The sequence below is a fragment of the Parundibacterium terreum genome (genome assembly GCF_014636315.1).
In the GTDB taxonomy this organism is placed as follows: Bacteria; Pseudomonadota; Gammaproteobacteria; order Burkholderiales; family Burkholderiaceae_D; genus Undibacterium; species Undibacterium terreum.
Genome location: NZ_BMED01000001.1, coordinates 1,442,118 through 1,455,258, shown reverse-complemented (window position 1 = coordinate 1,455,258; position 13,141 = coordinate 1,442,118). Strand labels below are relative to the sequence as shown.

The window sequence follows — 13,141 nt, the reverse complement described above, 5'->3', positions numbered from 1 at the left end:
TGTCTGTTTTTGGCATTGAAGAATTAACATGGGTTCAACCTGGACGGCGCTATCGCTGTCGCTGACTGTCGCACTATGGGCCACCGGCATCTGCCTGGTGACCGGCACCGCTACGGGCTACCTGCTGGCTCGCACCAGGTTTCCCGGCCGGGATATTCTGGATGCAGTATTGACCTTGCCGATGGTGATGCCGCCTACGGTGCTCGGCTATTATCTGCTGGTGCTGCTGGGCCGCAGGGGGCCGCTGGGTGCCTGGCTGCAAAGCCAGTTCGGCATCAACCTGATTTTTACCTGGCAGGGCGCGGTGATCGCTTCGGCGGTGGTAGCTTTTCCGCTGGTATTCAAGGCAGCGCGGGCAGCTTTTGAAGTGGTTGATCCGCAACTGGAAAAAGCCGGCCGCATACTCGGCGTTTCTGAAACAGCGATTTTTTTCCGCGTGACACTGCCGCTGGCCTGGCGCGGCGTATTGTCCGGTGCCTTGCTGGCCTTTGCCCGTTCCATGGGCGAGTTCGGCGCCACGCTGATGGTGGCCGGCAGCATACCCGGCAAGACCCAGACCCTGTCCATCTCCGTGTATGAAGCTGTGCAGGCAGGGCAGGATGATGCGGCGCTGACGCTGGTGGTGATCACCTCCATTACTTGTATGGCGGTATTGCTGGCGGCAGGACGGCTGGCACCCGGACAGGTAGCATCACGATGACAACTGAACACATCAAGGTCGATATCCGCAAGACGCTGAAGAGTGACAAGCGCGAATTCATGCTGGACGTTCACTTTGCGTCCAGCAGCGATAGCCTGGTGATTTTCGGTCCTTCGGGCGCCGGTAAAAGCCTGACTTTGCAGGCGATTGCCGGGCTGCTGACGCCGGATAGCGGCAGGATAGAATTAAGCGGAGCTACGCTGTATGACAGCAGCCGCAAGCTCAATCTGGCACCGCAGGCGAGGAAGGTCGGCTTCCTGTTCCAGAACTATGCCTTGTTCCCGCACCTGAACGTGCAACAGAATGTCGGCTTCGGCCTGCATGGCGGCTGGCGCAACCCCGGCCGTCATCAGCAGGATGAACGCGTCGCGCACTGGCTGAAAATGTTTGAGCTGGAAGCCGTGGCCGGACAATATCCGCATCAGTTATCCGGCGGGCAGCAGCAGCGCACTGCGCTGGCCAGGGCGCTGGCCAGCGATCCGCGCGCGCTGCTGCTGGATGAGCCCTTTGCCGCACTGGATAGCGGCCTGCGCAACCGGATGCGGCATGAATTAATGGAGCTACGCTCGCGCCTGAAAATCCCGCTGATCATGATTACGCATGACAGCGAAGATGTACGCCTGTTTGGCGACGAGGTGCTGGAGATACGCGATGGCCGCATAAAGGACGATCAAATCGATGAGCAAATGGATGCACAAATAGATGAGCAACCGGACAGCCAGGATGTGCGCTCTGCCTGAGCGCATTTCCCAAATTAAACCTTAGCATCCCCTAGGCAGCCATTCCAGAAAACGCCTCATCGATAGTCTCGGCCACCAGATGCTCTGCAATGCCGAGCAGTTTTGCCACCGCTTGCAACGCATGGCTGTCTGCAGACTGCTGGGAAGACAACTGCAGATATTCATTGATGATTCTTTGTTTGGAAATGATCATAAAATTGATGGTTTCTTTCAAATAGATGGAGATAGGGTCGTGCGGGGCTTTCACCATGTCCCCCATGGAGCCGTATAGCGCTCGGCCGTCGCTCTCCTGCTGCCAGCACACCGTGGATAAGCTGGGCACTTCTTTATCGCAGCGCTATAGACGCCTGGGAACCGATGTGATCCTGCATGGCACAGCCTAAAAATCCGGCTGCACCGTAATAAAAATGGCAGGGCATACAGCCCGGCTATCGTCCCCACCAATGAGCCTTATAGTTCAAATATGACGCAGGTCTAATGTGGGAGTGCGGCGATAGCGGCTGCTTTTTCAGATAAGTCATTTGCTGATCTGCAGTTCTGCTCCTGCTGCCGATGGAAAGAATTATACGTGAATGAATAATCATGTCAATGCATGAATGAATTAAAATTCAAATTAATTTATTCGCGTATAGATTGACGTGCAAGCGGGTGGATAGGCGCAACCCGGATGATGAGTAATGTATGAGGCAGTGCTGAATGAATAAGGGCAAGCGCTTGGCTTGCCCTCTTGCTTTGCACGCGGATGCTCCGCCATGCTGGTGGTGATAGCCGAACTTAGATTTCCGGCCGCTTTCCTGCGCTCTGCAGCAGTTTGACCTTGGCGTTTGCCAGGTTGGCCTGAGCTTGCAGGTAGCTCATGTAGATGTCATCCGCAGTGCGCTGGGCATTCAGCAGATCGAGTAGCGACGCCGAGCCTTTGCGATAGCTCAGGCGCACGCCTTCCAGCAGACGTTCTGCGTCGTCCAGTACATGTTCGCGGTAGCTTTGCATATTCTGCGCTGCCGCCTGATATTGCATGAAGCTGCTGCGTACATCGGTTTCCGCTTTCAGCATGACCGAGCGCATCTGCAATTGCGCCTGCGTCAATGCAGACTGTGCCTGCACCAGCTCGCCGCTCTGCAGGCGCGACAGCGGAATAGGGATGGTAACCGTCAGGCCCAGTGTATTCGAATGTTCTGCCGGGCTATTCGTCACGGCGCCGCTGGCATCCTGGATGGGATAAATCCTGGGTGTATTCTTGACGCCGACATTGACCACCGGGTCTATCCAGCGATTCGCCTTGGCCAGACCGATATTATCCCTGGCGTTGTCGATGGCGGATTGCGCCAGTTGCACGTCCTCACGCTTGTCCAGTGCCTTGCGTATCAACTCGTCCACGTTATCCGCTGTATCTTGCTGGCTACGTTTGTCATTGAAAGCGCAATCGACCTTGTCTCCCAGCACTTCCTGGTAGGGCCTTCCCAGAAATACCGACAGGCTCATTTCCGCGCTGGAGGTATCCGCGCGTGCACTGACCACATCGGTGCCGAAACGGTCAGCCTCCACCCTGGACTGCACCAGTTCCAGCTTGCCGATATCACCGGCCTTGAAGCGCAGTTCGTTGGCACGCACGATGCCGCGCATCGCGTCCAGGCTGGACTCGCGCCGCTTCAGCGCCGCCGAAGAACGGCAGGCTTCAATAAAGGCAGTTGCCGAGTCGGCAAATAGCTGGCGCCTGAAGGCTCCTACGGTCGCATCCGACAAGCGCACATTGCTTTCCGCTGCGCGAATACGTGCGTCCCGTTTGCTTGCTGTCTCTATCGTGAACGCGATGCCGGCAATGGTCGTGGTTGCCGCATTTTTCTTGTTCGGTCCGTACAGCTCCTTGGAGTCTATTCCGGCAGTCAGTTGCGGATCTGGCCGCACACCCGCGATAGAGACGCCCGCCTGTGCGCTGGCCACGGTCTCGCGCTGCGCTTGCAGGTCAAGATTGTTTTGTTCCACCGCGGCCAGGTAGCGCTGGAAACCGGTCGTTGCGGCCGCCGGTTCCTGAGAGAATGCAGGTTGCATCGCTGCGCATAGCAGTACAGAAGCCAGGTAGTGTTTTTTGTAAGTAAAGCTAGTCATGATCATTTCCTAAACCGGGCCAGACGCCGTTTCAGCATTGCCGCTATCGATGGCGAGCTTGCGGTTTTTGATTTCCGTATTTTTTTCTATCCAGCGTTCAATCAGGTAATACAGGGCCGGCAGCCACACCAGGGTCAGCCCGGTAGCGGTCAGCAGGCCACCTACCACCACCGTCGCCAGCGGGCGCTGCACATCGCTGCCCAGGCCGTGGGCAATCGCGGCAGGCAACAGGCCCAGCGCAGCGACCGAAGCTGTCATCAGTACCGGGCGAAAGCGCTCGCGGGCGCCTTTGATGACTGCGTCTTTCAGGGGCAGGCTTTCTTCCGCACGCAAGCGGTTCAGGTTGGATACCATCAGTATGCCGTCCATCACCGCCACGCCGAACAGAGCAATAAAGCCGACCGCACTGGATACGTTCAGCGTCATGCCGCGCAAATGCAGCGCCAGCAAGCCGCCGAGAGCACCCAGGGGCACGGCCATCAATATCATCGCCGGCTGCCTCAGATTGCGGAATTGGCCAAACAGCAGTACAAACATCAGCGCCACCACTACCGGCAAGATCACCGCTAGCCTGGCTTGCGCGCGCTGCTGGTTCTCAAACTGGCCGCCCCAGGTGATCTGGAATTTGGAGTGATCGTATTTGACCTTCGATTCCACCTGGTTCTTTGCGTCATCCAGGAACGAGGCCAGGTCGCGCCCCTTCAGGCCCAGCCCGACTGTCAGGTGGCGCTTGCCCATTTCGCGTGTGATCGTACTTTCTCCATCGTCCAGCCGGATGGAGGCGACTTGCGCCAGCGGGATGCGGGCTCCGGTGGGCGTGGTCAGCGTCAGATTGCCGATGGCCTCGGGATCGCTGCGTGCTTCGCTGGCAAAGCGCACGCCGATATCGTAGTGGCGCTCGTCGATGAACAATTGGCCGACCGGCTTACCGCCTATGCCGGTACCGATCAGGTCCGCAATATCGGCAACGTTGATGCCATAACGCGCAGCCGCATTGCGGTCCACTTCTATGCGCACCTGCGGTAGCGGCGGTTCCTGCTCGATGATCACGTTTTCAGCGCCGGGCACGGTGCTGAGTGCCTGCTGTACTTCACTGGCAATGCGGCGCGACTCCTTGAAATCGTTGCCATAGATCTTGGCCACCAGATCGCTATGCGCACCGGCCAGCTTGTCCAGGACGCCGTCTATCATCGGTTGCGTAAAACCGACATGGATGCCGGGCAATTGCGCGAAGCGCTGGCCCATCTTTTCTATCAGCTCCTGCTTGCTCCAGCCCGATTTCCAGCTGTCATACGGATGCAGCGTGACACTGACCTCGATATGCGAAGGCGTCCACGGGTCGGTGCCTTCATCATTGCGACCCAATTGGGTCACGATTGCGGCAACTTCAGGAAATTCCATCGTCGCCTGCCGCAGCTCATTCGACATGCCGGCAGCCTTGTCCAGCGACACGCCGGGCGGCAGGGTTACCTGCAGCCAGATCGAGCCTTCATCCAGCGTGGGCAGGAAGTCCCTGCCGATAGTCGCTCCCATCGCGATCACTGCCGCCACGGCAAATATGAAGGCGCAGATGGTCAGGCGCGAAGAGTTGATGGCCTTTGACAGCACCGGATCGTAGAACGCAGCCAGCTTTTGCAGCGCAGGATTATGGAAAATCTTCCGCGGCTTTTTATAGGCCTGGTAAGCCAGGCCCGGTATCAGTACCAGCGACACCACCATCGCCCCCAGCAACGCAAAGCCTATCGCAAACGCCATAGGCGAGAACAGTTTGTACTCAATGCGCTGGAACATGAACAGCGGCAGGTAGGCAGTGATGATGATGACCATGCCGAAGAAGATGGGTTTGCTGACCTGCAGTGCGGCGCGTATCACATCCTGCGGTGTCAGCGGCTTGCCGCCGTTTTCTTCAAACTTCCTGAGTATCTGCTCCATCACGACGATGGCGCCGTCCACGACGATACCGAAATCGATGGAGCCCAACGAAAGCAAGTTGGCCGGTATCTTGAAATGATGCATGAAGATAAAGGCCGTCAGCAGCGACATGGGAATCGTCACAGCAACGATCAGCGCGGCACGCGGGCTGCCCAGGAACAGCAGCAGGATCACGGTCACCAGGAACATGCCTTCCATCAGTGTCTTGCCCACCGTGTGCAGCGTGGCTTCCACCAGCATGGTGCGGTCAAGATACGGAACAACCTTCACATCCTTGGGCAGGATATTGTCGTTCAGGTCACGCACCGCTTCATGCACGCCTTCCAATACTTGCGACGGATTTTGCCCTTTCAGCAGCAGCGTGATGCCTTCCACGGCATCGGGATTATTGTTCTTGCCCAGGATGCCGCTGCGCTCCTGGTTCCCCAGGCGCACATTGCCCAGATCCTTGATCAATACCGGAACGCCGTTCTTTTGCGAGACGACGATATTGCCCAGGTCTTCCAGTCCGGTGATCAGGCCCACGCCGCGCACCACAAAACCTTGCTGCCCACGTGTCATCACGCTGCCGCCCGCGCTGGCGTTATTGGCATTGACTGCCTGTGTCACCTGGGCCAGCGTCAGATTGTATTTACCCAGCTTTTCCGGATCGAACTCCAGCAGGAACTGGGTCGTGATGCCGCCGAAATTGGTCACATCGGCCACGCCGGCAACCTGCTTCAGACGCGGGATCACTTTCCAGAACTGCAGTTCGGACAGTTCGCGCAGGTCGCGGCTCTTGGATTCCAGCGTGTAGCGGTAGATCTCTCCTATCGGCGAGGTCAGCGGGTCCAGCCCCGGTTGCGCACCGTAGGGCAGGGTGACCGCACCTATGCGTTCCTGCAGGCGCTGGCGCGACCAGTAGTCTTCCACGCCATCCTGGAATACCACGGTGATCAGCGACAGGCCGAAGGTGCTCTTGGAGCGCATCACATGCATGCCCGGCGTACCCATGATCTCTCGTTCCAGCGGGATCGTGATCTGCTTTTCCACTTCTTCCGCAGCCAGGCCGGGCACTTGCGTGACTACCTGCGAGGTAGTATCTGCAATATCCGGATAGGCTTCCAGCGGCAATTGCTTCCAGCTATATACGCCGTACAGTGCCACCAGCACAAAGACCAGCCAGACTATGCCGCGGCGTGCAAAGCTGACCTTGACGATATTTTCAATCATTGAGAAGCACTCCGTCTTTCGCAACGATTTTTTCGCCTGCTTTTAGTCCTGACAATATTTCTATGTTGTTGCCCATTTGCGCACCGGTCTTGACGATGCGCGGCTCAAATACCCATGGCGACTTTTCCACGAATACACGGGTATTGAAACCGTTCTGCACCAGTGCGGCAGCAGGTACTGCGGGGGCAGGGTGGGGCTGGCCGCTAAATACGACCTTGGCAAACATGCCGGGCTTAAAGCGGCCGGATTGATTATCGATAGCGATGCGCACCTTGACCGTGCGCGTATCCGGGTCCAGCACGTCGCCGATATAGCGTACCTTGCCTTCTATGCTTTCGCCTTCAAAGGCGTTCACCGATATTTTTGCCGACTGGCCAATGAATACCAGCGGCAAATCCTTTTCCTGTATGCTGGCGGCCATCCACACGGTGGACAGGTCGGCCACCGTCATGACCGGTGCATTGGTATCGTTCCAGAAGCCGCCCTGGGAACCTGTGAGTTCGATTACCTTGCCCGAGATAGGCGAACGCAGCTGGTACAGATGGCCGGAGCCAGGGCCTAGAGAGGCGCCTAGTTGCGATAGCCTGGCCTTGGCCCGGTCGGCTTCGCTGACTGCTTGCGTATAGTCGCTCTCGGCTTGTTCAAGGTCCTTGCGCGCTGCGATATCCGCATCGACCAGGTCCTTTTGCCTTTGCAGATTGCGCCGGGCCAGGTTCAGCGTTGCGCTCGCTTTGCCGGCGTCGCTGTAGGCGCTGGCCAGATCGGCAGAGTCCAGCGAAAACAGCGCATCACCTGCCTTCACGCTATCGCCCAGCCGCTTGTTCAGTTGTACGATGCGCCCGGACACCGGCGGTACTACCTTGATCAGCCGTGCTGCATCGGCCTCAATGGCGCCCGGCACGCTGATGGAGCGCTCTATGGTTTGCTCAGTGACAATCGCAACGGAAATGGCTTTGCGCAGCGGCGACGCGGACGGCAGGCGTATGCTTGCTCCATCCCTGAGCAAAGGAGCGGCCGATGCCTCTTGCCCTGCATCTGCTGCAGTTTTTTCATTTTTTTTTTCGCAGCCCGAGAGCAGGCCGGCGGCTGCGGTTCCTGCCAACATCAGTGCAATACCATGACGGTATAGTGTATTTTTCTTCATCTCAACCTCGGTGTCCTGCAGCCCGTGCTATCAATGCGGGTGCGTGGTTTCAAAATTTTGGCTGAGAATAGCAAGCCTATCTGTCGTCAACATGACGGGACGCTGACAAAACCCTGACAAGGGGTGAAAGAAGGTGAAAGAAGGTGGCAAAAGTTTTCAGATGATAAATAGCCCTGTTGCCCCGTATCAAAGAGGTAAAATGTCATCATTCGGTCATGTCGCCGTGCGCCTCAGATCATGTCTCACACGAAAAATATGGATTTCCTATGCATGTCCTCCTGGTAGAAGATGATTCCATCATTGCGGATGGCGTCACGCGAAATTTGAAAGCACAAGGCATGGTGGTCGATGTCGTCAATAACGGCAGCGATGCCTTGTCGGCGCTGCAGCGCTCTGAAATTTCGGTGATGGTGCTGGATATAGGCCTGCCCGGAATAGACGGCTTTGAAGTGATACGGCGCTTGCGCAGCCAGGGCAGCCAGTTGCCCGTCTTGCTGCTCACCGCGCGCGACTCCATTCAGGACCGCGTGCATGGGCTGGAACTGGGTGCGGACGATTATCTGGTGAAGCCTTTTGCCACGCCTGAGCTGGTGGCGCGCATCAAGGCGCTGGTGCGCCGCAGTGCACCGGAAACCGTCAAGCTGCAACTGGCCGGCCTGTCGCTGGACCAGACTTCCAAGCGCGCCAGGGTCAACGACCAGCCTATAGAGCTGTCAGTGCGTGAATGGGCGGTGCTGGAATACCTGATGCAGCAGGTTTCTCGTGTGGTTTCCAAGCAGCAGATCATTGATGCCATCCTGCCTTGGGGCGAGGATATTACGCTGAACGCGGTAGAGGTCTACGTCTCGCGCATACGCATCAAGATTGCCGACGCCGGTATTACCATACGCACGATACGCGGCTTCGGTTACATGCTGGAAAAGACCGGCGAATGAGGGGGAGGGTGCATACATGAGCATACCCATGACGACCAGCATACGCCTCAGCCTGCTGAAATGGCTGATCCTGCCGCTCCTGATCATCAATGTGATCGCCGCAGTGCTGATCTACCGCATGGCCTGGGAGCCGGCGAATAATGCGTTTGATGAAGGCCTGACCGATACCGCCTGGGCGGTAGTGCCGCGATTGAAACAAACCAATGGGCAGGTCATGATAGATCTGCCGCCGCAGGCCGAGCAGGTATTGCGTGTGGGCCATTTTGACCCCATCTATTTTGTCGTACGTGACAACACCGGAAAAACCATCGCAGGCGATGGCGATTTCCCTTCGCTGAAAACCAGCGACAAGCTGGATTACCCGACCGCGTATGACGGCATGATGCGCAGCGGCGGTATACGTGTGATCACGCTGAAGACGATGATAGGTTCGGAACCTGTGTCGATAGGCGTTGCAGAAACGCTGAGGCGGCGGCACCAGATACGTTCTGAAATTGTCGCTGCGCTGCTGGTGCTGGAAGGCTTGCTCGCACTGATGTCCATGGCGATAGTCTGGCTGGCGGTTTCCCGCGGCTTGCATCCTCTTAAAAAAATGCAGGCGGCGCTGGATTCCCGCAATTACAACGACCTGTCTTTGATTGCGCCTGATTTCCTGGCACTGGAATTGCGCCCCGTTGTCAATGCGCTGAATGATCTGCTCGGGCGGGTACAGGTTGGTGCCGCTGCGCAAAGGGACTTCGTCGCCGATATTGCGCATCAGTTGCGTACACCGCTGGCCGGTCTGAAGATGCAGATAGAGTGGTTGCAGCAGCGCTATGCTACAGAGGCAGAAACCAGTCATTCCATTCAGCTGATGATGTCGTCCACAGAGAGGCTGATACGGCAGACCAACCAGTTCCTGTCGCTGGCGCGAGCTGAATCCAGCCAGTTTGAACAAACCCATCTGGAGCAGGTGGAACTGAACAAGCTGGTGGAAGAATCGGTGCAGCATTTCATTGAAGAGGCCGACAAAAAGAATATCGACCTGGGCTTCGACCTGCACACCAGCGAGGTCACCGGCAACCGTTTCCTGCTGCGCGATATGATAGACAATCTGATCGACAATGCGATCCGCTATTCGCCACCACAAGCCAGCGTGACAGTCAGTTGCCGGCAAGAGGGCGGGCGGGTGACGCTGATCGTGGAGGACTCCGGCCCCGGCATCGCCGCGTCCGAGCAGGAACTGATCTTCAACCGGTTTTACCGCATCAGCGACAAGACCACGGGCAGTGGCCTTGGTCTTTCCATCGTGCGAGATATCGCCAAGGACCATGGCGCAGAAATCAAGCTGGCGGCCGGCGCCGACGGCAAGGGCACGGTGTTTTCTGTGCTTTTTCCCAACGACTCCCAGCCAGCCTCAGCCAAGCCCAGCTAAGTCCAGCTAGCTCATTATGCGCTTGCCGAGTATGCAGGCGTGGTCGCCTTACCTCGACGGGCGGCGGCCATTTCGCAAGAACGCCCTTTATCCTGAATTTGCAGGCAGGTATTTCAGAAGGAAACAATTCTGGAGTACCTTCCTCTGCAATACAGTGCGATACCGCCATGGCATTGCCGGGGATTTTATTTCCCGCATCCTGGGATCCAAGCGCCTGGCGCAAAAAAATCATTCCATGTTGAATCTGAACTGCCGTCCTTTGCGTATGAGTTAAGTAGAAAGCCTCATACGGGGTTTCGTGCCGCACGCTCTAGAGCGGCAGGTCTGTTTCTTGCTAATGCGGTTGCGAGTATGAAAATTTAAATATTCTTCATACATGCTAAATAAAATATTAATTCGGGGAAACTATGCGGTCGAGCTGGAAGAAACTTTCCATTGCAATTGCCGCGGCTGTGATGATCTGCTGCGTGCAGGCGGGCTGGGCGGAGGAGGCTCCTGTGGAGACCGTAACGATAGTCGGCAACTACAATAATTCCGTAGGTACATCGGACGCGGCCAGCCAGGGATCTGTCACGTCCAATCTGATAGTCAACCGGCCAGCCTTGCGCACCGGCGAATTGCTGGAATTCGTGCCCGGCATGATTGTCACCCAGCACAGCGGCGACGGCAAGGCCAATCAATATTTCTTGCGCGGCACCAATCTGGATCACGGCACCGACTTTGCGACCTATGTGGATGGCATGCCGGTGAATATGCGCAGCCACGCACATGGACAAGGTTATTCCGACCTTAATTTCCTGCTGCCGGAACTGGTGCAGCGCATCGACTACAAGAAGGGCACTTATTTTGCCGACGAGGGAGATTTCGCATCGGCGGGAGCTGCGCATATACGGCTGGTCGATAGCCTGCCGCAAGGCATTGCCAGCCTGTCCCTGGGCAGCTACGGGTATCAGCGCGCAGTGCTGGCCAATTCGCTGGCTGCGGTCAACGGCACGCTGTTATATGGGCTGGAACTGAACCGTAATAACGGCCCGTGGGATAATCCGGAAGGCGTGCGCAAATACAGTGGTCTGCTGCGTTATAGCCAGGGCAATCATGAAGACGGCTTTGACATTACGGCAATGGCCTACACGAATAACTGGAACTCCAGCGACCAGATTCCGCTGCGCGCGGTGCAATCGGGATTGATAGACCGCTACGGCGCGATTGATCCTACTGACGGCGGCCGCAGTTCGCGTTATAGCCTGTCGTACGCCTTGCATAAGCGCAATCAGCTCGGGCAATTTGAATTTGATGCGTACGCAGTGCAGTCTGCGCTGGAACTGTTCAGCAATTTTACCTATTACCTGAATGATCCGGTTAATGGCGACCAGTTTAACCAGAGCGAGTACCGCCGCATGCTGGGCTTCAATATGAGCCAGGCCTGGGATAAGCAACTGGCCGGTCTGGAAATGCAAAACCGGATAGGCCTGCAGGTCCGCTACGACAAACTCTCGCCGGTAGGTATCTACAACACATTGGCCCAGCAGCGAATTTCCACGATACGCCAGGATGAGGTCAAGGAAAGTAGTGCCGGGCTGTACGCAGAAAACATCATCCAGTGGCTGCCAAAATTGCGTACCGTTGCCGGTGTCCGCTATGACGCCTATCGCTTTGACGTCAATAGCAGCGTAGCAGGCGATTCAGGTAAAGTAAGCGACCATATCGTTTCACCCAAGCTATCGCTGATTTTCGGCCCCTGGGACAAGACCGAATACTTTATCAACTACGGCACCGGTTTCCACAGCAATGATGCGCGCGGCACGACCCAGACCAGGCTGCCGGATGGCGGTGCTTCCAACCCGGTTACTCCACTGGTCAAGACCCGCGGTGGAGAGCTCGGTGTGCGCACCGAGATCATTCCCGGCCTGCAGTCTTCGCTGGCGCTGTGGCGGCTGGATATAGATTCGGAACTATTGTTTGTCGGCGATGCGGGCGAAACCGAGCCCAGCCGCGCCAGCCGTCGCACCGGCATAGAATGGAATAACCATTACATTGCCGCCCCCTGGCTGCTGTTTGACCTGGATCTGGCGATATCCCGCGCGCGCTACACGCAATATGATCCTGTCGGCGCCTATATTCCCGGTTCCCTGGACAAGGTGGCCTCTTTCGGCGTCACTGTCACCGATATAGGCCGCTGGTATGGCGGTGTTCAGTTGCGCTATTTCGGGCCTCGGCCGCTGATAGAAGACGGCAGCGTGCGTTCTGCGTCCACCACGCTGGCCTACGCGCGCATAGGCTACAAGATTGCACCCAGGACCAGGCTGACGCTGGATGCCTTCAATCTGTTCAATAAGCAGGCCAGCGACATCGACTACTATTATCAGTCGCGCTTGCGCGGGGAGACTGCGGATGGCGCTAACGACATTCATTTCCATCCGGTGGAACCGCGCGCTTTAAGATTGACGCTTACCCACAATTTTTAACCATAAGGTGCACCATGCGGCGTTTAACCATTTCGGTCGATGACGACCTGGCAGATGCATTTGATCAACTGGTAGAAGGCAAAGGCTATCTGAACCGCTCCGAAGCTTTTCGCGACCTGGTGCGCAAGGAGCTGGGAGCATCCGAGGTGGCCACCGGCAAGGCCAAATGGTGCGTTGCCACCGTCAGCTATGTGTACGATCACCATGAGCGCCAGTTATCCAACCGCCTGACGCAAATGCAGCACGACCACCATGATATTGCCGTAGCCTCGCAGCATGTGCATCTGGATCACGACAACTGCCTGGAAACGGTGGTGCTAAAGGGCAGGATAGACGACGTGCGCGCTTGCGCCGACAGCATCATCTCGCAAACCGGTGTCCGGCACGGCAATGTGCATATCGTGTCGGTGGATATGAAGAAAGACAAATACATCCACGCCGGGCATACGCACGTGCACCCGCATCGCTGATGTGTTGCTTCAGGATTTTGTTT

The 13,141-nt window shown here is 57.0% G+C and carries 10 protein-coding genes; 6 read left to right on the top strand and 4 right to left on the bottom strand.

The window, feature by feature from the left end:
• The first annotated feature begins 28 nt into the window (after nt 1-28).
• On the top strand, nt 29-700 hold the full coding sequence (gene modB / locus IEW12_RS06790; protein WP_188565170.1) for a molybdate ABC transporter permease subunit: 672 nt from the start codon (nt 29-31) through the stop codon (nt 698-700).
• The gene (locus tag IEW12_RS06785; RefSeq protein ID WP_188565169.1) at nt 697-1,440 is read left to right on the top strand and encodes a sulfate/molybdate ABC transporter ATP-binding protein; all 744 of its coding nucleotides are present in this window, start codon (nt 697-699) and stop codon (nt 1,438-1,440) included. The genes modB and IEW12_RS06785 overlap by 4 nt, the downstream gene beginning before the upstream one ends.
• Nucleotides 1,441-1,471: 31 nt before the next feature.
• Here IEW12_RS06785 and IEW12_RS06780 read toward each other — a convergent pair whose 3' ends face one another.
• The 4 genes from IEW12_RS06780 to IEW12_RS06765 form a co-directional block, all read right to left on the bottom strand.
• Nucleotides 1,472-1,762 carry a hypothetical protein gene (locus IEW12_RS06780; protein WP_188565168.1) on the bottom strand — a complete coding sequence of 97 codons (291 nt, stop codon included), beginning with the start codon at nt 1,760-1,762 and terminating at the stop codon, nt 1,472-1,474.
• Nucleotides 1,763-2,214: 452 nt separating this feature from the next.
• The gene (locus IEW12_RS06775) at nt 2,215-3,546 is read right to left on the bottom strand and encodes a TolC family protein (RefSeq protein WP_229750956.1); all 1,332 of its coding nucleotides are present in this window, start codon (nt 3,544-3,546) and stop codon (nt 2,215-2,217) included.
• Nucleotides 3,547-3,555: 9 nt separating this feature from the next.
• The gene (locus IEW12_RS06770; protein ID WP_188565167.1) at nt 3,556-6,690 is read right to left on the bottom strand and encodes an efflux RND transporter permease subunit; all 3,135 of its coding nucleotides are present in this window, start codon (nt 6,688-6,690) and stop codon (nt 3,556-3,558) included.
• The gene (locus IEW12_RS06765; RefSeq protein WP_188565166.1) at nt 6,683-7,834 is read right to left on the bottom strand and encodes an efflux RND transporter periplasmic adaptor subunit; all 1,152 of its coding nucleotides are present in this window, start codon (nt 7,832-7,834) and stop codon (nt 6,683-6,685) included. Before IEW12_RS06765 ends, IEW12_RS06770 begins: the two co-directional genes overlap by 8 nt.
• A 266-nt stretch (nt 7,835-8,100) precedes the next feature.
• Between IEW12_RS06765 and IEW12_RS06760 the strand changes: the two genes are divergently transcribed.
• From IEW12_RS06760 to nikR, 4 genes are all read left to right on the top strand, one after another.
• Nucleotides 8,101-8,769 (top strand): response regulator transcription factor, encoded by a 669-nt coding sequence (locus IEW12_RS06760; RefSeq protein ID WP_188565165.1) that lies wholly within the window; start codon nt 8,101-8,103, stop codon nt 8,767-8,769.
• A 16-nt stretch (nt 8,770-8,785) separates the two neighbouring features.
• Entirely contained in the window at nt 8,786-10,183 is a 1,398-nt protein-coding gene (locus tag IEW12_RS06755; RefSeq protein WP_229750955.1) for a sensor histidine kinase, read from the top strand.
• A 407-nt stretch (nt 10,184-10,590) separates the two neighbouring features.
• Nucleotides 10,591-12,648, top strand: coding sequence for a TonB-dependent receptor (locus tag IEW12_RS06750; RefSeq protein ID WP_188565164.1), 2,058 nt, complete (start codon nt 10,591-10,593; stop codon nt 12,646-12,648).
• 14 nt (nt 12,649-12,662) lie between these two features.
• On the top strand, nt 12,663-13,118 hold the full coding sequence (gene nikR, locus IEW12_RS06745; protein WP_188565163.1) for a nickel-responsive transcriptional regulator NikR: 456 nt from the start codon (nt 12,663-12,665) through the stop codon (nt 13,116-13,118).
• The last annotated feature ends 23 nt before the right edge of the window (nt 13,119-13,141 follow it).

Coding starts and splice junctions, on each gene's coding strand:
- IEW12_RS06785 (WP_188565169.1), top strand. CDS start 697: ATGACAACTGAACACATCAAGGTCGATATCCGCAAGACGCTGAAGAGT.
- modB (WP_188565170.1), top strand. CDS start 29: ATGGGTTCAACCTGGACGGCGCTATCGCTGTCGCTGACTGTCGCACTA.
- IEW12_RS06770 (WP_188565167.1), bottom strand. CDS start 6,690: ATGATTGAAAATATCGTCAAGGTCAGCTTTGCACGCCGCGGCATAGTC.
- IEW12_RS06765 (WP_188565166.1), bottom strand. CDS start 7,834: ATGAAGAAAAATACACTATACCGTCATGGTATTGCACTGATGTTGGCA.
- nikR (WP_188565163.1), top strand. CDS start 12,663: ATGCGGCGTTTAACCATTTCGGTCGATGACGACCTGGCAGATGCATTT.
- IEW12_RS06750 (WP_188565164.1), top strand. CDS start 10,591: ATGCGGTCGAGCTGGAAGAAACTTTCCATTGCAATTGCCGCGGCTGTG.
- IEW12_RS06775 (WP_229750956.1), bottom strand. CDS start 3,546: ATGACTAGCTTTACTTACAAAAAACACTACCTGGCTTCTGTACTGCTA.
- IEW12_RS06760 (WP_188565165.1), top strand. CDS start 8,101: ATGCATGTCCTCCTGGTAGAAGATGATTCCATCATTGCGGATGGCGTC.
- IEW12_RS06755 (WP_229750955.1), top strand. CDS start 8,786: ATGAGCATACCCATGACGACCAGCATACGCCTCAGCCTGCTGAAATGG.